The 22,090-nt window shown below is 40.3% G+C and carries 18 protein-coding genes; 5 read left to right on the top strand and 13 right to left on the bottom strand.

Features of this window, described 5'->3' with window-relative positions; all coding sequences use genetic code 11:
* Positions 1 to 171: 171 nt before the first annotated feature.
* The 3 genes from G4P69_RS15165 to G4P69_RS15155 form a co-directional block, all read right to left on the bottom strand.
* A complete protein-coding gene (locus G4P69_RS15165) occupies positions 172 to 321 on the bottom strand; it encodes a hypothetical protein (RefSeq protein ID WP_208338711.1) in 150 nt (49 codons plus the stop codon).
* Between the two features lie 445 nt (positions 322 to 766).
* Positions 767 to 1,420, bottom strand: a complete 654-nt coding sequence (locus G4P69_RS15160) for an HAD family hydrolase (protein WP_208338710.1) — start codon at positions 1,418 to 1,420, stop codon at positions 767 to 769.
* A gap of 163 nt (positions 1,421 to 1,583) precedes the next feature.
* Complete coding sequence (locus G4P69_RS15155; protein WP_208338709.1) at positions 1,584 to 2,786, bottom strand: phosphoglycerate kinase; 1,203 nt, start codon at positions 2,784 to 2,786, stop codon at positions 1,584 to 1,586.
* An 89-nt stretch (positions 2,787 to 2,875) separates the two neighbouring features.
* On the opposite strand from G4P69_RS15155, the gene G4P69_RS15150 reads away from it, so the two are divergent.
* A complete protein-coding gene (locus G4P69_RS15150; RefSeq protein ID WP_208338707.1) occupies positions 2,876 to 3,283 on the top strand; it encodes a universal stress protein in 408 nt (135 codons plus the stop codon).
* 64 nt (positions 3,284 to 3,347) lie between these two features.
* On the opposite strand, the gene G4P69_RS15145 is transcribed toward G4P69_RS15150, so the two are convergent.
* From G4P69_RS15145 to G4P69_RS15130, 4 genes are all read right to left on the bottom strand, one after another.
* A complete protein-coding gene (locus tag G4P69_RS15145; protein ID WP_208338704.1) occupies positions 3,348 to 6,152 on the bottom strand; it encodes a GAF domain-containing sensor histidine kinase in 2,805 nt (934 codons plus the stop codon).
* Positions 6,153 to 6,301: 149 nt separating this feature from the next.
* Positions 6,302 to 6,772 (bottom strand): NADAR family protein, encoded by a 471-nt coding sequence (locus G4P69_RS15140; RefSeq protein WP_208338695.1) that lies wholly within the window; start codon positions 6,770 to 6,772, stop codon positions 6,302 to 6,304.
* A gap of 302 nt (positions 6,773 to 7,074) precedes the next feature.
* On the bottom strand, positions 7,075 to 7,236 hold the full coding sequence (locus G4P69_RS15135) for a YqaE/Pmp3 family membrane protein (protein ID WP_208338693.1): 162 nt from the start codon (positions 7,234 to 7,236) through the stop codon (positions 7,075 to 7,077).
* A gap of 207 nt (positions 7,237 to 7,443) precedes the next feature.
* Positions 7,444 to 7,791: a translation initiation factor gene (locus G4P69_RS15130; protein ID WP_208338690.1), complete on the bottom strand. Its 348-nt coding sequence runs from the start codon at positions 7,789 to 7,791 to the stop codon at positions 7,444 to 7,446.
* A 151-nt stretch (positions 7,792 to 7,942) separates the two neighbouring features.
* Between G4P69_RS15130 and G4P69_RS15125 the strand changes: the two genes are divergently transcribed.
* Together G4P69_RS15125 and G4P69_RS15120 are read left to right on the top strand one after the other, a co-directional pair.
* Positions 7,943 to 8,089: a hypothetical protein gene (locus tag G4P69_RS15125; RefSeq protein ID WP_208338688.1), complete on the top strand. Its 147-nt coding sequence runs from the start codon at positions 7,943 to 7,945 to the stop codon at positions 8,087 to 8,089.
* A 59-nt stretch (positions 8,090 to 8,148) separates the two neighbouring features.
* Positions 8,149 to 8,682, top strand: a complete 534-nt coding sequence (locus G4P69_RS15120) for a CAP domain-containing protein (RefSeq protein ID WP_208338686.1) — start codon at positions 8,149 to 8,151, stop codon at positions 8,680 to 8,682.
* Between the two features lie 58 nt (positions 8,683 to 8,740).
* On the opposite strand, the gene G4P69_RS15115 is transcribed toward G4P69_RS15120, so the two are convergent.
* Together G4P69_RS15115 and G4P69_RS15110 are read right to left on the bottom strand one after the other, a co-directional pair.
* Positions 8,741 to 14,866: an amino acid adenylation domain-containing protein gene (locus G4P69_RS15115; protein ID WP_208338684.1), complete on the bottom strand. Its 6,126-nt coding sequence runs from the start codon at positions 14,864 to 14,866 to the stop codon at positions 8,741 to 8,743.
* A gap of 123 nt (positions 14,867 to 14,989) precedes the next feature.
* Positions 14,990 to 15,760 (bottom strand): DUF6875 domain-containing protein, encoded by a 771-nt coding sequence (locus G4P69_RS15110; RefSeq protein ID WP_243902084.1) that lies wholly within the window; start codon positions 15,758 to 15,760, stop codon positions 14,990 to 14,992.
* Positions 15,761 to 16,471: 711 nt separating this feature from the next.
* On the opposite strand from G4P69_RS15110, the gene G4P69_RS15105 reads away from it, so the two are divergent.
* The gene (locus G4P69_RS15105) at positions 16,472 to 17,095 is read left to right on the top strand and encodes a ribonuclease H-like domain-containing protein (RefSeq protein ID WP_208338682.1); all 624 of its coding nucleotides are present in this window, start codon (positions 16,472 to 16,474) and stop codon (positions 17,093 to 17,095) included.
* 150 nt (positions 17,096 to 17,245) lie between these two features.
* On the opposite strand, the gene G4P69_RS15100 is transcribed toward G4P69_RS15105, so the two are convergent.
* The 3 genes from G4P69_RS15100 to pdxA all read right to left on the bottom strand — a co-directional run bounded on the left by G4P69_RS15100 (position 17,246) and on the right by pdxA (position 19,623).
* Entirely contained in the window at positions 17,246 to 17,701 is a 456-nt protein-coding gene (locus G4P69_RS15100; RefSeq protein ID WP_208338680.1) for a rhodanese-like domain-containing protein, read from the bottom strand.
* Positions 17,702 to 17,933: 232 nt separating this feature from the next.
* On the bottom strand, positions 17,934 to 18,524 hold the full coding sequence (locus tag G4P69_RS15095) for a Uma2 family endonuclease (RefSeq protein WP_208338678.1): 591 nt from the start codon (positions 18,522 to 18,524) through the stop codon (positions 17,934 to 17,936).
* Positions 18,525 to 18,549: 25 nt separating this feature from the next.
* On the bottom strand, positions 18,550 to 19,623 hold the full coding sequence (gene pdxA / locus G4P69_RS15090) for a 4-hydroxythreonine-4-phosphate dehydrogenase PdxA (RefSeq protein WP_208338676.1): 1,074 nt from the start codon (positions 19,621 to 19,623) through the stop codon (positions 18,550 to 18,552).
* A gap of 351 nt (positions 19,624 to 19,974) precedes the next feature.
* On the opposite strand from pdxA, the gene G4P69_RS15085 reads away from it, so the two are divergent.
* Positions 19,975 to 20,466: a GFA family protein gene (locus G4P69_RS15085; RefSeq protein WP_208338674.1), complete on the top strand. Its 492-nt coding sequence runs from the start codon at positions 19,975 to 19,977 to the stop codon at positions 20,464 to 20,466.
* A 271-nt stretch (positions 20,467 to 20,737) separates the two neighbouring features.
* Here the strand turns inward: G4P69_RS15085 and G4P69_RS15080 are convergent, their stop codons facing one another.
* Complete coding sequence (locus G4P69_RS15080) at positions 20,738 to 21,892, bottom strand: acyltransferase family protein (RefSeq protein ID WP_208338671.1); 1,155 nt, start codon at positions 21,890 to 21,892, stop codon at positions 20,738 to 20,740.
* Between the last annotated feature and the right edge of the window lie 198 nt (positions 21,893 to 22,090).

The raw sequence follows: 22,090 nt of genomic DNA, 5'->3' as shown, positions 1-22,090 counted from the left end.
TAGGTTAAGTTGTTGACAGATTCCCCAAGAAAATACTCAAGAGGGTTCTTTCCGTCAGAGTGAAACTCTGGCTTTAATTGACAAGCATTGTTTAAGAAAGTCTGCATAGCAGGCTGAAGGTGAAGGCTACTTGGATACCTAGGATTTCTCCAAAGCAGATACCGCACACATTCAGATTATTGAAGCATTATCTCCTACTCCTGTCGCGGATACTTTAATTTGAATTCCGGTGATCTTGTTGAAAGCACCACCAACAACACGTTCAATTTGAGAATCCTCTAGGTCATTAAATAACATTGCTATTTCACCTTTTCGTTTCATCTTTTTTGAGTAATTTTCGCAGAATTCCTCTTCTCAATAGCAGGTAAAGAATAACATTGCTGGTAAATAATAACACACTTAGTTTAACGCAAGATCTTTAATACCTGCATGGATTTGCGAAATAGAAATGCCCCTGAATCTTCACTAAGACCATCATCTCATAGTATCACTCCTAAATCACTCTGATAATAGAAAAATAAATATTTGATCTGAAATTCGAGATGAAATTCTACTCAAGGGAAGAGCATTGGTATTTAAAATAAATTATACCTATGATTGGGCTCATTCCGCTCCGTTTATGTAACTGTCGATTCTCATTGTTAAATTCTAATTTAGATTTCTGATATCCTCCTGGCAATAGGCATTAGGTATGATTATGGGAATTGGAAAAATATTTTTTTTCAGTCTGTAGACAGAAGATTTTATCTTTCCAACACTGATGTAACTATTGTATAGTTTCAATCCAGTCAATGAAACTTTCAACGGTAGAAAATATTGCGCTAGGAGCCATCTGTTCTAAACTTTCAAAGTTTGCTGTTTCAGCCCAAGCCGCTGCCAAGGGAATTACACCGACTTCTTTTGCTGCTTGCATATCATAAGGTGAATCACCAACATAAGCAACATTTTGCGGCGATAAATTCCATTTTGTCAGGACACTTTGAATTGCAAATGGTTTGATTCCACCATTAGGAGAACCAGCCACAATTTGGTCAAAATAATCTTTTATACCAAGATATCGCAGCGAGATAGCAGCACTAAATTCTCCTTTCCCAGTTACGATCGCCAAAGCAATATTCTTTTGCTTGCAAAAATTCAAGGTTGGCTCAATACCTGGAAATGGTTTATCACAAATTACATGTACTTTTTCGTACTCATCGTGATAGGCTTTTACACAAGCTTCCCATTCTAATGGCACAAGTCGCTTAATTATACCTTCTTCTGATGGGCCAAATAACGATGTTATTTCTTCATCGGTATAATGACGGTTTAAAAACACTTGAAAAGCATGGCGAAAGGCACTATAGCAAACAGGTAGTGTGTTTCCTAGGGTTCCATCTAGGTCAAAAATAATGCCTTGTAATTTAGTAGCTGCTCCCATATTTTAAACTAACCCATTTTATCTGTTAGCAAATTATTTGAGGGTTAACAATTTTGCTAACCCTCAAAATTATACCGAATCAGCAATTTGGTACAAATGTACGCTTGTATAGTAAGGTCGTACGCCGTACACCCCTACAGAGCATGGGATTCGGTGGAATTAGTTAAGCATCATTCAAAGCGGCGATACCTGGTAATACCTTGCCTTCCAGTAACTCTAAGCTAGCGCCACCTCCGGTGGAGATGTGGCTCATTTGATCGGCTAAACCAACCTTTTCCACAGCTGCAACAGAGTCACCACCACCAATGATTGTAGTAGCGCCTTGTTTGCTAAGCCCTGCTAAAGTATGAGCGATCGCCACTGTACCGACAGCAAACTTATCAAACTCAAATACACCCATTGGACCATTCCAAATAACTGTTTTACAATCAGCAAGCGCTTCTTGGAAAACTTTAACCGAATCTGGACCAATATCCAAGCCCATCCAACCATCGGGAATACTTTCGATTGAGACGGTTTTTGAATTTGCATCAGCAGCAAAGTTATCTGCCACTATTACATCTGTAGGTAGTAGCAAGTCAACGCCGCGTTCTTTTGCCTTAGCTTCCAAAGACTTAGCCAATTCTAGCTTGTCTTCTTCCACCAGTGATTTACCAACGCTCAAACCACGGGCTTTATAGAAGGTGAAAATCATTCCACCACCTAGCAGTAGCTTGTCGCACTTCTCTAGTAAAGTTTCAATGACCCCAATTTTGCTGGAAACTTTAGAACCACCAATAATTGCTACCAAAGGACGTTGAGGATTTTCAATCGCGCTTTGGAGGTACTGTAATTCTTTTTCAATTAAATAACCAGCGACAGAGGGACTGAGGTAGTGAGTGACTCCTTCTGTAGAAGCATGAGCGCGGTGGGCTGTTCCAAAAGCATCATTTACATAAAAATCGGCATTTGCTGCCAGTTTTTTAGCGAATTCTGGATCGTTTTTTTCTTCTTCCTTATAAAAGCGAACATTTTCTAATAACAGAACTTGTCCATTCTGTAAAGCCGCTACTTTAGCGGCAACTGCATCACCTATAGAGTCATCAGTCTTAACGACTTCTTGCCCTAGTAACTCTGAAAGACGCTTAGCAACTGGAGTTAGGCGCAATTTGTCATCCACACCTTTAGGACGACCAAAATGGCTAACGAGAATTACCTTAGCTCCCTTCTGCCTCAGATCTTGAATTGTTGGTAGAGCAGCACGGATGCGAGTATCATCGGTGATGTTGCCTGCCTCATCCAAAGGAACATTAAAATCAACCCTTACTAAAGCACGTTTCCCAGATACATCTGTTGCAGATAAATTTGCTAAAGTTTTCTTGGGCACAGCACAAGCCTCCTGATTCCCTTTTTGTTATGTTTTTTTAGTAGACCCATCCAGATTTTACCGGAGTCGGGGCTATCCAGGTGAAACCCATGTTCAAGATCGTTTTATTTCCTATTGATTACAGCCGAGAAGCACGAGAAGCAGCTGAAGTGGTTGTGGATATCGTGCAAAAATACGGCAGTCGCTTAGTGCTACTAAGTGTGGTGGAACAACCCACCACCGAAGCACAAAATGAAGATGCTATGTCCTCTCCAGAGACAGTTGCCCAACTTCTAGAAAATGCCAAAGCTCTGTTCTTACAGCACGGAATTTCCGCCGAAGCTATTGAACGAGAAGGCAAAGCAGCTTTCACAATCTGTGATGTTGCAGATGAAATACAGGCAAATTTAATTGTCATGGGTTGTCGCGGGCTAGGCTTAACAGAAGAGGGATCACATGATAGTGTTACGAACCGTGTGATAAACCTTTCTCCTTGCCCAGTACTGATTGTGCCATGATTTGTAGGGTGCGTTACAGTAAGTTAACGCACCCTCTTAAACCTGTGAAATTCATATTCGTGACTTAAATGACAGGGATTTCAATCTGGAATTCTGTGCCGTTGCCAGGTTCGGAAATGCAGTTTATTCTTCCACCGTGGTTTTCCACAACAATTTGATAGCTAATAGCTAATCCCAAGCCTGTGCCCTTACCCACCGGCTTGGTGGTAAAAAATGGATCAAATATTCGCTTTTTTGTAGTTTCGGTCATTCCTGAGCCATTATCAGCAAAGCGAATTAGAATACGAGATTTATCTGGTACAATCTTAGTAGAAATCCAAATTTTGGCAGATGAGACAAAACCTTCTTCGTTTGTTAGGGCGTCAATAGCATTGGTGAGAATATTCATGAATACTTGATTCATCTGCCCAGCAAAGCATTCTATCACGGGCAAGTCACCATAGTCCTTGATCACTTCAATACCAGGAGAGTCTGGTTTCGCGGTTAAACGATGTTGTAACAGTAATAAGGTGTTATCTATGCCTTCGTGCAGATCTACAGGTTTCATTTCAGCTTGATCCAAGCGAGAGAAGCTGCGTAACGACAGCACCAAAGAACGAATGCGATCAGCACCCGCTTGCATCGATGACATGATTTTAGGTAGATCATATGCTAGAAACTCGAAATCAATCTCTTGTGCTTTAGAGTTAATTTCTTGATTAGCATTAGGAAAATGCAATTGGTACAGATGCAAAAGTTCTAGTAATCCCTCGGTGGATTGAATCGCATGAGACACGTTACCTGAGATGAAGTTGATCGGGTTATTGATTTCATGTGCTAGCCCTGCTACTAATTGCCCTAAGCTGGACATTTTTTCGGTTTGGACGAGTTGTGTTTGAGCTTTTTGTAGTTCCAGGAGGGTTTGCTCTAACTGTAGTGCTTTAGCTGTGGCTTGTGCTTCAGCAGTGCGGCTTTGTTCATACAATTGTGCTTGCTGAATTGCGATCGCCGCCTGATCCGCAAGTTGTTGCAGTAATTCAATTTCCGTATCTTGCCATTCTCTTGGTCCTTTACACTCATGGGCAATTAGTAAACCCCATAACTGGGTACCCATGTTTATAGGAACAATCATGTTTGCTTGTACTTGAAGCTCCTGCAAGAAATCTTGATGGCAAGGACTCAAAGAAGCCGCAGAAACATTATTAATGACTCTTATCCTTCCTCGAAAGTAAAGAAGATTATATTCATCAGGAAAGCATTCCGGTGGTGCTTTCATCCCCAAAACTGACGACCAATTGCCTTGGACTTGTTCAACTACAACTTCTCCATCAAAGTTGTTCAAAAGATGGTATAGTAGGACTCGGTCTGTATTTAGCAGTTCCCTGACTTCTCGAACTATTGTTTGCAAAATTGTACTTAAGTCTAACGTGCTGGAAATCTGATTTGTAACATGCCTTACAACATGAGCTAGCTGTAATGATTTTTGCAATTCAACTGTTTGCTGTTTTACTTGGGATTCCAAGCTATGATTTAGCACTTTTAACTGTCTGTACATTTGCTGTTGTTTAATCGCACTTGAGAATTGGTGCGATAAAGCTTGTGCTAGGGTAAAGTCTTCAGGTTCCCACCTAGGTGCTTGTCCTTTTTTTTGCTCTCGCCAAGTTGCAAAGGAAATCTGGGTTACTAGTTGATTCGGATTGCGATCGCGCTGTCCAGCCCATAAAATCTCGGTGTCAATCTCAGTTCTAAAAATAGTTAAAAATCCGATAAAGTCTTGGCGGTAAAGTAGGGGCGTGACTAATATCCCCCGAATTCGAGTAGACTCAAATGCCAAAGACAAAACTCGCCATTCTGGTTCTTTATAGAGGTCATTAATCGCCCAAACGTTGTCATTTTGTCCAGACAATTTCCTCTTTAGTTGCTTATCTACCCAACTTTTCCACACAGGATGTTGTTCTATCAAGCTGTTTTCAAAATTATGGGGTGGGATTGGTTGATCGCCCCAAGTATATAATTCTGATGTTTCCTGAATGTAAAGTCTTCCACCTGCTCCTTTTAGCGCTGCAATCGTTGCTTCTAAAGCTGGTTGTAGTTGTATTGAGGGCAGTGTATGTAACAAGCTAGTGACTTGGTTAATAGTCGCTTCTCGCTCTTTTTCAGCACGCGCGTCGCTAAAGAGTTGACTTTGAGCGATCGCGATCGATACTTGATCTACAACATGCTGTACGATTCTTAATTCCTGCTGCAAAATCGTTCGCGGTTCAGTATGATGCGATACTAATAATCCCCATAGATGGGGTCGTGACAATACCCTAAAGCCCTGCGCGCAGGACTGCTCGTCGCACCTAGCCTCCTGGAGAGAACTAGCGCCATTCCCCTGGCGAGATTCCTGCTTAATATTGTTCTGATCTTGAGATAAAATTGGTACCACTAGCGAAGATTGCACACCCATTGCCTTTAAGTACTCGATATGGCAAGGGTCTACTGCTCGGTAATAGATATCAGTCGTTGGGGATGTGCTAGTTTCTGGGTTTTCGAGCATGGATATTCCAATTTGCCCACTAGTGACATCCACTATTGAACGTTGGCGTGCTTTCAGAAAAATTTCTCTGGCATATGGAGGTATGTCATCTGCTGGGAAATGTAACCCCAATAGAGAAGGTAAACGCTCGTTGTCTATAGATTCAGCAATAACTTGACCACTCTCATCGGCTTCAAACCGATAGACTTTCACCCTGGCTGTACCCAAAAAGGAACGAACTTCAGCAACTGTAGACTCTAATATCTCTTGTAGTTCAAGAGATTGTCTAATACGGTTTGTGATTCGGTGTAGTAAACCTTCTTGAGCAAAAGTTTGCTGCCAACCGCTTGGGTCGTGCGTAAATTTCATTGTTCACATTATACCGGTTTATAAAAATATTCTTAAATTTTAGCTCTTTAAAACTGAATGTCTACCAAAAGGAGGATGTAATTATTGCTATTTTTGTGTGCAATCGACAAATTGTAAAAGATTTTTGTGTTCATCCTTACATTAATAGATTAATCTGAAATAACTGATAAGGACGATAAAGTTCTGATTTCTTGACGAACACTCACCAGAATTTTACCTAAATGGTTTTGACCAGTTTTGTGTTCCCCACAACCCCAAAAATAATCGGTTGGTGAGTCTTCCACAAGGTATTGGTCCCCTGTGCTTAAAAGCAGTTCTCTTATATCAGCGTGAGTTACGAACTTTTTTAGTACAGCTTCTCGCATAACTTGAGTTTTTACGACTTCCCAGTCTGGACGAAGTTGACGGGAGCAATCTCGTCCCAAGGTGGCGGCTATTTCTGGGGTTTTAGCGGCATGTATTTTGGGTATAATGAGTGCATCTTCTGTTCCGATAAACTTTTGTGCTTGATAATAGTGTTCTACTGTTGACCAGTAAACGCTCTCAATCACAATTCCATGAGGAGAAAAATTGGAAAAACAGCCATAGGGATGCCCCACTTTGTAAAAGTAAATGGTCATTGTAAAACTGATGGTTTATATCCTAAACTTCTGTCAAAAAAATGCAGCACCTTGAAAATGCTCAGTAAAACTAGGAGCCGGTAAACCTACGGATGCGTGCTGTGGGATCTACATATAAAATTTGTTTAAATTGCGATCGTCCCACCAAAAGTCCTTATTCTTATAGAAAACCTAATGAAAAGCACTCTTGCAGTTTTGCAATAGATTTTTCACGAATGATTTAGGATCACTATATGGAAGAGCTGCTTACAGGACTCTACAGTGAGTCCTGGGTTTTATGGGCTCTTTACATTAGGTGAGACTTATTTCTTCGCAATCACCCATACTGCATGGACGATACCGAGAATATAAAAACCGAAAATAGTCAAAAGCAGATTGATCCAAAAGTCCTTACCCAAGCCGACTTGCAAAAACACACCGAGGGGAGGTAGAAATATTGCACAGATAATCCTAACCAAATCCATCGCTTTCTCCTTTGAATATTAAATCAACAAGATTTTTTATATCTCAAAGATAGCATTTACGCCTTGGTGTATTGGGCATGGGGCACCCCTGCGGGGAAGTCAAAAGTCAAAAGTCAAAAGTCAAAACTGGGTAAGATTTGTCTTTTTTTCTCCCCTGCTCCCCTGCTCCCCTGCTCCCCCACTCCCTGCTAAGAGTTCCCTGCTTGTCTAACCACCACTAATCTTGGCTTTGTAGCCTAATTTCACCAAAATCTCAAGAATTTTCTGTTTGTGGTCACCTTGAATTTCAATTTCATTGTCTTTAACCGTACCACCCGAGCCACACTGAGTTTTTAATTGCTTGACTAACGCTTGCAAGGTTTCTGGTTTTGATTGAAAACCAGTAATTACTGTGACGGTTTTGCCCTTGCGTCCCGAACGCGTAGCTTGGATTCGTGGGTTTTGTTGCGATGGGGGTAATTCTTGTATTGGTCTTTCTCGTGCAAGAGAGTTTTCGTTACCAAATTCTCGGTAGATGAAGGGGTCTTTAGAGGAGTTTTGCTTTGATGATGACATAGTTATACCACGGCCAAAAAAGAGTTTATCACATAAGTTCCCTCCACTCTGGGAACCAGGTTAAGCGCTAGCCTGACTTAAAGTGATGAGCTATCACCAATATCGAGAAAAGTGAGTATAATTAGGTTTATTCCGTTATTTTAGCTTTTTTGTGACTACCAATCTTCTACTTTTAGGTTATCAGTCAGCTACTAAACTACTAGATGCACACCAACGCTTTATTACTCAACACATCCTAGCCACCGTGATGCTAACTCTTGCTTACCTAGAAACAGCATACCAGATCTATTGTGTTTAAGAAACAAACACCCAAAGTTATACGTCTTCTGCTCACTATATATGTTTAAGTAATTTTCCATGTTTCGACAAACTGCTTTTGGCATGGCTTTAAGTACGCTTGTCCTTGTCAGTGGATTAACAACAAATACTTATGTAAGAGGTAATACAGAGAAGCAGAAACCCGCCCAAAATCCAATTCCTTCGGTACCATCAAATCGAATTGCACTCTCTACCACATTGGAAAAGTCTGTTTTTAACGAGATTAATAGATTTCGGGTTTCTCATGGTCTGCGAAAGCTATCCCTCAACGCAAGCATCTCTCGACAGGCAAGGATTCATAGTCTAAACATGGCTAAAGGTAAAGTACCATTTAGTCATCAGGGTTTTATACGGCGAGTCAATTCTATACCTATTGGCTACTCAGGCGCAGCTGAAAATCTGGCTTTCAATCAAGGGTATAATGATCCCGCAAATGAAGCTATTATCGGCTGGCTCAACAGTCCGGGGCATCGCGAAAATATAGAGGGTAATTATAACCTAACTGGTATTGGTGTTGCTACCAATAGTAAGGGTGAAGTTTTCCTTACACAACTGTTTATGCGTACGAAGTAGGGCATGGGGCATGGGGGACTGGGGACTGGGGACTGGGTACTGGGTACTGGGGATTAGACTACCTGCTTCCCTGCTCACGGCTTCGATCTACCTGCTCCCTACTCTGCCAATCGTACGTTTTCTGTAAACATTGTTTCAATTTCTTTGCCAACACCTGTACATGGGGTTCTGATAGAAAGCTCTGGTGTGCACCAGGAATATGATGGATCTCGATTCCGCCAGAGACTATAGAACCCCAACCAAATTCCAAGTCATATTGATGGCCGACGGCATCAGTTCGACTTTTATCGTCGGTCCGAAAGAGTATAATCTCATTAGAATAGAGCTGGAAAGTATACTTACTTAACGCTTGTACGTTAGCGTCCATAACTTCTAAGTGCTTGTCATCCTCGGGTAAAAGCTCTTTTATTCCCAAGAAACGTATATACTTTCGTCGAATATTGTGCTTACCGTACTCGCCCCAACCAGCAAGCTTGTAGCGAATGTACTTGGGACCTTCTTGTAATAAATTATCCATATGTACGAGAACTCGCCTGCGGAGTGGCAACCGTGTGCCAGAGTTAGGGACACATGTATCAAGCATGGCAAGAAATGCTATTTTTTCACCACGCTTTTGTAGTTGCTGAGCCATCTCAAAAGCGACTATACCCCCAAACGAGTATCCAGCCAGAAAATAAGGACCATGAGGTTGAATAGTCTGAATTTCTTTAATGTAGTGAAAAGCCATATCCTCTACCTCGGTGAGTGGAGGTTCCTTTCCATCCAACCCTCTTGGTTGTAGCCCATAAACCGGTTGCTCGTGCCCCAAATGCTTTGCTAAAGAGTGGTAGCACAAAACTTCTCCACCTAACGGATGTACGCAAAATAAAGGTGGTTTAGAACCTTTGGGCTGAATTTCTACCAACGATGACCAAGTAGATTGTAATTGTTTTTGCTCTCCTTTGACAACCTGATGCTCTTGTTGCCCTTGCCGGAGTAGGTTTGCCAGTGCTTCGACTGTACCTGACGCGAAAAGGGTTGTTATAGGGAGTTTTTTATTAAATCGAGTCTGTATTTGTGCAAACAACTTGATCGCTAGTAGAGAATGCCCGCCTAAGTCAAAGAAGTTCTCTCTGATGCCAATACCTTGGAAACCTAAAACTTGTTCCCAAATTTCCACAAGCTGCTTTTCTAAATGATCCCGAGGGGAGACGAGGGTTTGTTCTGCCTCTTGCCGAACTTGTTCAGGCACCGGTAGTGCTTTTCGGTCTAGTTTACCATTAGGAGTTACGGGTAAAGACTCTAGCATTACAAAAGTTGTAGGAATCATATAGCTAGGTAGCTTTTCCTTTAAGAAGTGCCGGAAATCCTCGCCGATGCTATGTTGTTTTAATTTGGGAACAACGTATGCCACTATTTGCTTGTTACCAGAAGCATCTTGTGGTGCAAGTGCTACAGTTTCTTTTACCATAGGATGTTGACGTAGTACGGCTTCAATTTCTCCCAATTCAATACGGAAGCCACGAATTTTCACTTGGTGATCGATCCGCCCGAGAAACTCTAAATTACCGTTTGGTAGATAAAGCCCCATATCACCAGTTTTGTATAGCTTGTCAAAGGGAATTTCCGTCAATGGGTTGAGTATAAATCGCTGTTGTGTTTCACCAACGTCAATGTAACCGGAAGCTAAATAAGGGGTACGGACATAGATTTCTCCCACTTCTCCAATTCCAGCTAGTTGCAGCTTAGAGTTAAAAACCAAAAGTTGTACGTCTTCAATACCTCGTCCCAAAGGTATCTTTTGTTTCAAACTATTTCCCTCAGTGTACAAGTCATTAGGAATGATAAAATAACCCATAGCCTGGGGCGTTTCGGTAGCTCCATAGTAATTAACACAGGTGCTTAGTGGGGCGAAATGACGAATTCTTGTCACGTCTTGCTGTGTTAACACATCACCAGCAAAAAATATATAACGTAAGTTTGGGGCAATGGTTGTGGTTTTTACGGTTAAAAGTTGTGCCATCGCTGGAGTCAGATGAGCAACACTAATTTCTCTTTGCCGCATCCAACTAGCTAGTTGACCACTTGTTTCTATATCTTTTTGGTCTGGTATATATAAAGTTGCACCTAGTGATAATGGCGTGAATATATCCCGTAACAATGGGTCGTGAGACAAACCCGATAGTAAACTAAATTTATCTGACTGATTTAAGCCAAAGGTCTTTATATGCCATTGTATAAAATGCGATAGGGGGCTATGAGTGCCTTTAACTCCTTTGGGTTTTCCTGTAGAGCCAGAAGTAAAGGCGATATAAGCTAAATGATCTGCCTCAACCCTCACTTTAGTCTCAGTCGTTCTATATTCGTCCAATACATCCGTCATGGAATTAGCGGAAAATTGAAGACGACATCTACAAGATAAATCTATATATTTTTGAATATCTTCTGGTAGTTCTCTATATGTGGTAATTTGTATCCAAGCACGAGGCTTGGCAAGTTTTAGGCAATCAATCAGTCGTGAGGCTGGATAAGCTGGATCAAGGATAACAAAAGCTGCACCTGCCTTCAGCACCCCAAGTATGGATACTACCAGCGCTGAGGTGCGATCGCCATATATAGCTACTATGTCTTGTGAGTGAATCCTATGTGCTAACAGATAATGAGCAAGTTGATTGGTAGCTGTCTCAAGTTCAGCATAAGTCAAACTCACCTGTGTATCTACAACTGCTAATTCTTCAGGTATTCTTTGTGCTTGTTTAGAAAAGAAGGTGTGAACGGCTCCTTGCCATTGCGAACAAAGAAGTTGTTGTGGATTTGGTAAGATTGACTGGGCTTGTGGCGTAACCAGTGAAACATCTGCCAGATTAATATCAGGATTTTCGGCGATTTGGATGAGCAAATGATTAAATTGCTCAAGCATTTCACTCATTCGTTCTGCTGCAAACAAATCGACGTTGTAGACTAATTTGATCTGAATTCCCTGCTTTTGTTCGATGACATACAAGCTCAAGTCGAACATAGAAGCAGGTTCTGGCATAGACATGGGTTCACAAGACAATCCAGGCAATTCCATTTGGATGTCGCCCAAGTTCAGCATATTAAACCAAACTTGAAATATTGGGTTCCGGCTGGTGTCTCGTTCTGGCTGTAGTTCTTCTACCAGTTTCTCAAACGGCATATCCTGATGAGTATATGCTCCTAATACCACTTCACGCACTCGACTTAGTAAGGAACGAAAACTAGGGTAACCAGAAAAGTTCAGCCGCAAAACAACGGTATTTATGAAGAATCCAATAAGCTGCTCAGTTTCAAGGCGATCGCGTCCTGCAAAAGGTGAGCCAATACTCACATCTTCTTGCCCAGTGTACCGGTGTAACAAAGTACCAAATACTGCCAGCAATGTCATGAATAAAGTAGCATTCTCTTGTTGTGATAGTGCTACGATCTGTGCAGTAAGCTTCTGGGGTAGCATCAAAGATTGTGTTGCCCCTCGGTAAGTTTGAACCAGTGGTCGTGTATAATCAGTCGGTAATTCTAATACATGGTTACTACCTGCCAACTGAGTTTTCCAGTACTCTAGCTTGGAGGCGAGGACTTCATCAGATAACCATTTGCGCTGCCAAACCGCAAAATCAGCATACTGGATGGGTAATTTTGGCAAGGGATTTGGTTGATTTTGTAAAAAAGCTTCATATACACTTGCCAATTGTCGCCACAATATCCCCATTGACCAACCATCAGAGGCAATGTGGTGCATCACCAACAAAAGTATATGCTTATGTTGGCTCATTCGTAGCAAGGTAGCTCGCAACATTAAATCGGTTGCTAAGTTAAAGGGGCGTTGCGCCTGTTGCGTTAAAATATGTTGCGCTTGCTCATGTGTCGAGTCAATCACCATCAGATCAAGCGATCGCGCCGAACCTATCACCTGTACGGGAGTGCCATTATCTGATGTAATAAAATTGGTTCGCAGTGCTTCATGGTGGGCAATAATTGCATCTAAAGATTGGTGCAATACCTCCACGTTGAGCTTACCTTGTAACTCCACCGCCTCAACAATATTATATGCAACACTGTCAGGCTCTAACTGTGCAAGAAACCATAATCGTTGCTGGGCAAAAGATAAAGGTGCTGATTGTCTATTGATTTCGTGAGGAATGCTCTGGTGTTCTTTAGTCTTGGTATTCCGGCTCGAGAGATGACTTGCTAAAACACCAATAGTCGGTTTCTCAAACAGTAATTGTAGTGGAACTTCTACACCGAAAGCTTGGCAGCATCGAGAAATAACTTGCATTGCAGAAAGGGAATTTCCTCCCAGATCAAAAAAGTTATCATTAATGCCTATTTTTTCCACACCAAGAACTTGTTTCCAAATAGCAGCTAAAACTGTTTCAGTCGAAGTAGAAGGTGGAACAAAGTTAGAGGATCTATTGAGAGTAGATATATCTGGCGCGGGCAATGCACGGCGATCTAACTTACCGTTAGGATTGAACGGTAAATTATCTAAAAATACGAAAGCTACAGGCACCATATAGTCAGGTAACTGAGCATGTAAAAACAGGCGCAATTCACTCTGGCTAGGAAGAACTTGGTTTGGTTTTGCAACCACGTAAGCTATAAGGCGCTTGTCGTTAAGAACATCCTCTCTAACAATCACCACACTTTGTTCTAAAGCAGGATGTTGATTGAGTACCGCTTCAATTTCTCCCAACTCAATCCGGAAGCCTCGGATCTTAACTTGATCGTCAATACGCCCCAAGAACTCGATATTCCCATCAGGCAAATAACGAGCCAAATCCCCCGTCTTATAAAGACGCTCCGACGAAGCAGAGGAGCAAAGGCTATCAGAAGTCGCCTGTACTACCCTATCCTCCCATGACGCCAGATGCTTTATGCCGGGAGATCCGTCCACCTCACTGGCTCCCCCATGCCCCATGCCCCATGCCCCATGCCCATTATTCCCTCTAAAAGAGATAAACTTCTTTTCAGTCAAATCTGGGCGATTAAGATAACCTCGTGCTAAACCAGCACCGCCGATGTAGAGTTCGCCTGCTTCTCCAACAGGTACAGACTGTAAATCTTCATCTAGTATGTAAATTTGTGCGTTGGCGATCGCCCTTCCTATGGGCGCAGTGACATGATCACTACCGGGTTTGCAAATCCAGAAAGTTGCATCAATACAAGCTTCTGTTGGACCATAACAGTTGACTAGAGCATTTTCTAAGTTCAGTTTACTAAAGAAGCGCTCCACTAGCTCTATGGGTAAAGCTTCTCCGCCACAAGTGATGTGTTTAAGGGATTTACAGTTCTCTATACCCTCCTGTTGCAATAAAACGCGGAGCATAGAAGGTACCAGCGCAATCACACTGATTTGAAGCTCAATAATAGTTTTAATAAGGTAGCCAGCGTCTTTTTGTCCACCAGAACGAGGCATAATTAACTGAGCACCAAATGATAATGGCCAAAATATCTGCCAAACAGAAGGATCAAAGCTAAAAGAAATATTCTGTAAAACTTTGTCACGCTCAGTTAAATTAAAGGTTTTTTGTCTCCACCAGAGAAGATTGTAGACAGCACCATGAGGAATCATCACACCTTTGGGTTGTCCTGTAGAACCAGAGGTGTAAATGACATAAGCTAGGTTATTAGATGTTGCTTCACAGATAAGGTTCTCATGGCTATTTTGAGCAATCAACTTCCAATCAGAGTCTAAACAAACCACCTGGGCTGTATGCTCTGGTAGGTTTTTGAGAAACTTCTGTTGGGTTAGCATCACTGGAGTTTGGGTATCCTCCAAGATGAAGGCTAAACGCTCTAGTGGATACTCAGGATCTAGTGGTACATAAGCTCCTCCAGCTTTGAGTATTCCCAAGGTACCCACTACCATCTCTAGACAACGTTCCATACAAATGCCAACCAATACCTCTGGTTTTACATTAAAGGTACGCAGGTAATGCGCTAGCTGATTTGCCTTCTGATTTAACTGTCGATAAGTAAGTTGTTCATTTCCATATACTACAGCTATGGCATCAGGTGTTAGTTCTACCTGAGCTTCAAATAACTGATGAATACACACATTTTGGAGAGACTGTATTTGGGTATGATTCCACTCAAGTGAAAATTGCTGCTCTTGGGCAGTCTTGTGTGGAAGTAATTCTGGTATGACGTTAATTTCTTGAACTCTCGTTTTATTGTGTGTATCCATTTTTCTTTAATTTCCTACCGCCGCCAAGTGTAGAGCAAGATTACGTTTAAATGAGTTCTGAGTATTAAGAGAGTAATTTTAAATTTTTCTCGGAGAAGCAATAGCAGTTAGGTAGATAATCGCTTATTGATTAAACATCCATCTGGATGCAAACGGGCAAGAAACAACTGAGTGCATTTGTTCGCTCCTATCCGATACTGAGGTAGAACAAGTATTGCCACTTGATGTTAGTAAGGTTTCTTGTTTGAGTTGAGCTTGTGCCAACGCCAATGCCTGACGAGCATTAACTAAATTTATATGCTTTCTTTCACCGTTATCAAAACGCTTTAGAAAAGCTTCAAGATATCTAATGCGTAAACTTATGTCATCTGTATTTTGAAGAAACGGCAAGTCAGATTCAACCATAAATCGGATAGCTAAGAGGGGAATAGGGCTACGTAGAGGACGAAATTCTGGGTTGTGCAAACCTGGCGTTTCAGTACGATTGTGAAATTCTCCTAACATAAGTCCTTGTTCAACAAAAAAAGCCTTAAGTTTTTGTTGAACACCATCAATTAGTCTGGAAGTATCATCTAATTGAATATCAGGAAATATGAGTAATATTGCTTTATTAATAGCACCTTCTTTATCTCGTGGTTCTAGCTCAAGGAAAGTCTCTCGATATCTTAGAACAATCTCTTCAACCTGCTGTGCTTCTAAATTTCGAGCACGAATAACTGCAAGATGAATGCTATTTGAATTGAGCGCATGAGGTATAAAAGGACAAACGGAACCAGAGCGACCTAAATCAGGAGAAGGTTTTGCTAAAAAATTTTTAACCCATTCCTTGATTTCAATTAAAAAGGGAAGATCTTGTTGGATATGATCGATGTCAATCGGTGTATATAACTGCATTAATCTAGCTCTAATATGTCGTGAAAATTCTACATATTTAGATAGATTGCACCAAAAAATGGCTAACCAAAAATATGGCGAGCTATCGTTGATTCTGTGAAATTTAGATGAAACGGATAGATTTATGTTTATCCGCTGACTAGAAAATAGGCTCCATCGAACCTATGATCCAACTTTTTTTGGTAAACTTAAATAGTTCACTTAAATTTTATATATCAGAAATAATAACCTTATTGGTCAATGAATTTAAAAACAAGGAAGTGGATTAATTATTTATCGTCCATATTTTCTCCAATAAAAAATAAAAATTTTTTCTCAAAATTCGTGTTCATAGATGTAATCGTACTATCTTAATCCTAAAGGCTTCATGAAGTTTATCTTGAAATACTTATTTTTTAAGTAAAGTTGCTGCCGAAGCAAAACTTTATTTCAAATTGTCTAAAAATTATCAAAAATATGTTAAAAGTAATACATTATAACGGCAGACAGTATGAAAACAATCGAAAATTTTTGCGCTCATTCTTAGATACCACAATATATATAATTATTTGCAGTATATAAAAAGGAGTCAGGAGCCAGAATTCAGGAGCGGTATTTATCATTCTGACTCCTGGCTCCTGACTTCTGAATTCTTCTTTATCGATTTCGGTGGCTGAAGTCTTCCGGGAGAATGCCAAAATATGAAGTAGTTAGCAGTACCTAATCTAATTCATGGAAGATTTTCAGATTTGCGATCGCGATCTTAACGAGTCTCAGCTTTCGGAGTATTTGCAAGCTGAGGCTATAGCTGTTGATACAGAGACAATGGGCTTATTACCTTCTCGCGATCGCTTATGTCTTGTGCAACTTTGCAACCCTCAAGGTAAAGTAACTGTAATCCGTATTGCCAAAGGGCAAACCGAAGCGTTAAATTTAAAAAAACTTCTAGAGGCAACGAATATTCTCAAAGTGTTTCACTTTGCGCGGTTTGACCTTGCCGCCTTGCGCTACCATTTAGATATTCACGTTCAACCTGTTTTTTGCACCAAAATTGGGAGTAAGCTAGCTCGTACGTACACCCAGCGCCACGGGCTGAAGGATTTAGTGCAAGAGTTGGAAAAAGTAGAGCTTGATAAAAGTTCTCAAAGTTCTGATTGGGGAAATGCCGCTAACTTATCCGAGTCTCAATTAAGTTATGCTGCTAACGATGTGCGTTACTTACTCAGTGCACAGCAAAAACTCGTCAAAATGCTGGAACGAGAAGAACGGCTAGAGCTTGCTAAAGAATGCTTTCAATGTTTACCAACTATTGTTTCCTTGGATCTGTTACAGTTCAAGGATTTGTTTGAACATTAGAAAAGAATTCAGAACAAAAGAATTCAGGAGTCAGGAGCCAGGAGCCAGCATAAAGGCTGCTATTAAACGCTAGGTGCTTTATGCTGGGAAACTAAGCGTCGATCACTGGCTCATCCTGACTTCTGACTCCTGACTCCTGACTCCTTCTTCTTAAACGTCTTTTTTCTGAGTTTCTGCGTGATTTTGTAATCTTGCTACAACGTTATAATCGTCAGCACCAGCGGGAGTTTTGGATTCAGCAATTCCCTCTGTGGGACCACCAACAGCTTTCCATGCTGCTAAACCGCCTTTGAGTTGAGATACGTGTTCAAAGCCAGCGCCTGTGAGTGCTTGCGCAGCATCAGCACTTTGCTGATCATCTGTACCGTAAACATATATATCACGGCTTTTAGCTAAGGATTTTGCTGCCCAGTCTGCCAATTGATCTATTGGTGCTGGCATTGCGCCCATGATATGACCTTCATTGTATGTCTGGCGATCGCGCACATCCAGAATTGTAAAGGCTGGCTCACCCCATTCGAGACGGGATTTAAGCACATGGACATCAGACTGTGGATCTATTGGCGGCTGAGATGGAACGATATTGTCAACCAGTTTGTTAGCCATAAGTCTTCCTCGTTATTAAGAAAAAATGTACCCAACAAAACAACTGAAATTGCTCTTTCTTGAGAATGAAGATTCTCAATTTCTGTCTAATGGTAGACTTGCTATTTTTTAAACGCCTTATTTTAGCACAAAAGGTCTAGCCATTATTCGTAACATTTTTGTTCATCTTTCTTAATGACATTTTACACAATATTCCTTTGTGTAATTAAAAAAATTAAGAATAATTAACGTATTATATGTAATTAGGAAATATCGTCGATAAATCAATCGATAAATCCGGGAAGTTAGGGAGATTTACAACAGTATTAGGGAGAAAAATCTGTTTATTGGCATAGCCAAAGCTGCCTTGTAAATCTTGATACGGTTGAGTGTAAGCTTCTAAACAACCTGCTACAAGATTAAATATCCAATAATTATAAATTTCACACTCAGCGTAGAGTGGTAGCTTTACCTGTTGGTCATATTTGAGTGTAGCATCTGCTATTTCAACTAGTAGCAAAATATCTGTTGGTTGAGGGTGTCCTGTTAAATAATCATCAGGACGATAGCGCGCTATCACTAAATCTGGTTCAGGTTCACTACTTGGAGATAGAATAATAGGCTCCTGTGAGCGGACTATTGCTTGTTTTTGTAGAAGTATAGTTAGTTCCCTAAACAAACGCGTATTGCAAACAGTATGAGGTGTTCCTTTAGCTACCATTTGCATCAGCTCTCCCTTGATTAACTCGACTCGATCTTGTTCAGTAAGGAACCCCAATTCAATTAAGCGGTGATAATCCTCTACAGTAAAACGTTTCGGAGTCACAGCAGCGAAAGTAACCATAGGAAAGATGGGTGAATAGGTTTATCTACAGTTTAGACTTTTGTTGATTTGATCTTTGATTAACCAACTCAACTGCTAACTGGATTGCTGCTTTCATACTTGTAGCATCAGCAATTCCCTTACCTGCAATATCAAATGCTGTTCCGTGATCTGGTGAGGTACGAATAAAAGGAAGACCAATAGAAGTGTTTACTGCTCGGTCAAATGCCATTAATTTAACAGGAATTAAGCCTTGGTCGTGGTAGAGTGCTAGATAAGCATCCGCCGGATTTTCAATTTTGGCATTTCCGTACCATGCTTGACCAGGCTTGACCCACATTGTATCTGGTGGAATAGGACCATGTAATTGTAAGTTGGGGTGGTTTTGGCGCTGTTGCTCAATCCAAGGAATTAACCAATCTTGCTCTTCATGTCCGAGTTGTCCCTGTTCACCGCTATGAGGATTCAACCCAGCGATCGCAATCCTCGCTTTGTTCAAACCAAAATCTTTCTCCAAACACTCCACGAGTAACTCAAGTTTTTCAGTCAATAACTGAGGTGTTAAAACTCTTGGTACTTCACAAAGAGGAATATGTGTAGTTGCTAGCAATGAGCGCAGTGTCCAATCGGTGTGAGGCGATCGCGCCACAAACAACATCCCCACACGTTTCGCACCTGATTTTTCTGCTAAAAGTTCTGTTTGCCCTGGATAATTATATCCTGCTGCCTTCCATGCAGCTTTAGATATTGGTCCTGTCACAATTCCATCGTATTCGCCGGTGAGCGTGCAGGCGATCGCTTTTTCCATATAAGCAAAACTTGCTGCACCACTTGCCTTATTGCCTATTGCTGTGGCAATATTATCCTCAATATTACTCTCAGCCTCCACATCAAGAATCGATAAATCTGCTGGATTGGCTAAAGGTTCTGAATTTTTAGTTAAATTGAGTTTTTGATAAGCTTCAAGCAATAGCTCCCGACTACCTACTACTGTTAGAGAGCAATTTTTACTAACTTCCGGATCTGCCAAAGCCTTTAAAATCACTTCCGAGCCAATTCCAGCCGGATCTCCTAACGTTACTAACAGACGGGGACGATTTATCTTGCCTAGATTTTCCATTTTAAAGAATGTAAGACTCACATAGTAAACATATAACTTTAATTTTAGGGAGCATCCCAATTTTGCAAAAAAAACTGTAGTGGGAGCATCTTGCTCTCTACTTTATTACAGAAGCGGGCAGGATGCCCGCACTACAAAATAACGATATTTGGGATGCTCCCAATGGAAACTCATTGAATTTATCCTCAAGATTTTTATCTGGTGAGTTCTGATATTCCTGGTGGTAAGAAAAATCTTAATTAGCAAAGACACTTGATCGTTAATCGGGGTGCGTTACGTGCTTCGTCAATAGCTAACCCTACTGATAATATTGGAGAGGTTTTTGATTTGTAGCATGACGGGAGAAAAGTTATGAGTGTGACTTGTACGGGGGGTTGTCAATGTGGACAAATCCGTTATGAAATCCATGCTGAACCTTTAACTCTTTATCTATGCCATTGCAAGGAGTGTCAAAAACAATCATCAAGCGCGTTTGGCATGTCCCTTACTGTACCACGAGATGCTGTTGTTATTGTTGAAGGAGAACCCAAAACCTGGATTCGCGGAGCTGATAGTGGACGTAAGGTAACTTGCTCGTTCTGCGATAACTGTGGAACGCGATTGTTTCATTATCGAAGCTACAATCAACAAACTATTAACGTCAAAGCTGGAACTTTAGATGATACCAGTTGGTTGCGTCCTGTAGGTAACCTTTGGACACGCAGCGCTCAACCTTGGGTGACGATTTCTGACTCTATGCTTAATTACGAGGGACAGCCAGATGATATGTGTCGTTTGTGGGAAAAATGGAAACAACAGCGATCGCAAACTACTGAAAATATAGATACAGCAAATAACTTGTAGTAGACTATTTAAACCAATTGCTCCACACGTCCCAACGGTCTTATTTGTAGCAAATCGCTTTCTCACTTCTATAGGATTCCTATTTGATTTTTGAACCGCACGTAGGGTGTGTTAGGACGAAGTCCGTAACGCACCATTCCAAGCTTTCGGTGCCGTACTCTCGGAGCTAACACACCCTACAACACTACAACACTACTGAGATTTTTTCACAAATAAAACCGGATGTCTATATTAACGACAAATTTACAACTGAAAGAATTTTGGATGGGTCTTAAACTTCACGAAGTTTAGATTTAAATGGTAAAAAAAGTATAGATAAATAGCCGATTTTTTTTACTAATTCCCAAATCAATAAAGGAATTGTAGAACCAATAATGAAGGCAAAAAAGTCCGTAAAGTAATTTGAATGATAGTAATTTGCAAAAAACATAGATGCTTTAAGTTGAAAAAAGTAACTGAAGATTAAAATAAATAGACTACCAGAACCGATATACGCAAATATTTGTGTTATTACTTTATATTTAGATATAAAGCTAGAGACAGACAACACAATGTATATTCCACAACAAGCTTCCAAAGTTGAGACTAATAAGTGATCATATCTTCTAAAAAACAAATGTATTGTATAGTTAAATTGATAGTGACAAAAACAAAACAAGAACAAAAATAATACAAAATATTTAGCTTTAAATTGGAAATCAATAACCTCTTTTTTGAACAGAAATCCCAGTAAAAAGAAAAATGTGCTAATAAATAAGATATCAATACTCCAAGGAAGTCCAGGCAATTGAACTGTAAATCCATTAATGTTAATAGTTTTCTGCCAAAAAGTACGAATGCTCAAAACACCTATCGTAAGTAACAGTAACATTAAAATCGATTGAAAAAGTATCTTTCTTTTGTTTATTTTTGTTGCTTTTATAAACACATATGAAAAAATAGAAACAGCCCAAAGATGAGTAAGAAACCACAATGGTTCCCAAGGTATTGGAATTGATAAGCTACTACTATAAATGACTCCCACTAAATAATTCGTGACTGAATAATGCTTAAAAAGACAAAAATTTATCGTCATTATTATGAGAGTAGTAAAATATGGCTTGATAAGTGAGTCAAGCTTATTCAACATTAATTCTTTTAATTTACCATCAGTCTTAAGAAACAAGCCTGATAGAAAAAAGAACAATGGCATATGGAAAGAATATATTATATTCAATAACTCAGTATCGTGATTTTTAGCCATTGCAACAACTGGGTTATGTCCAAATACAACCAGTAATATACCTATTCCTTTTGCTATATCTATATGCTGTACTCTCCACTTCATAATTCTTTCTATCAAATCTAATAATTGTGCTAAAAAATGTTGTATTTCCAAAAGAATAATGACTCCTCTGAATTCTGTTAATTCAAAGGTTAAACCCATGTTTATATTGAGGTATTTGTAAAATAACTGTCTCAAAAAAGGGTTTCAAGCCCTCTTAAATTAGACTTTTCAAGAATATTTTGAACCCTTTTGACATTGTCTAATACTTGTGATGTAAGTTTTTTGAAGCAGTATGATGATTTTTCTGTCTTTACCAAGATTAGCAAGCATAAATATTGATGCAAAGGGCTATCACCG

It is taken from the genome of Aetokthonos hydrillicola CCALA 1050, from assembly GCF_017591665.1.
In the GTDB taxonomy this organism is placed as follows: Bacteria; Cyanobacteriota; Cyanobacteriia; order Cyanobacteriales; family Nostocaceae; genus Aetokthonos; species Aetokthonos hydrillicola.
This window is presented reverse-complemented; position numbering and strand designations above follow the sequence as displayed.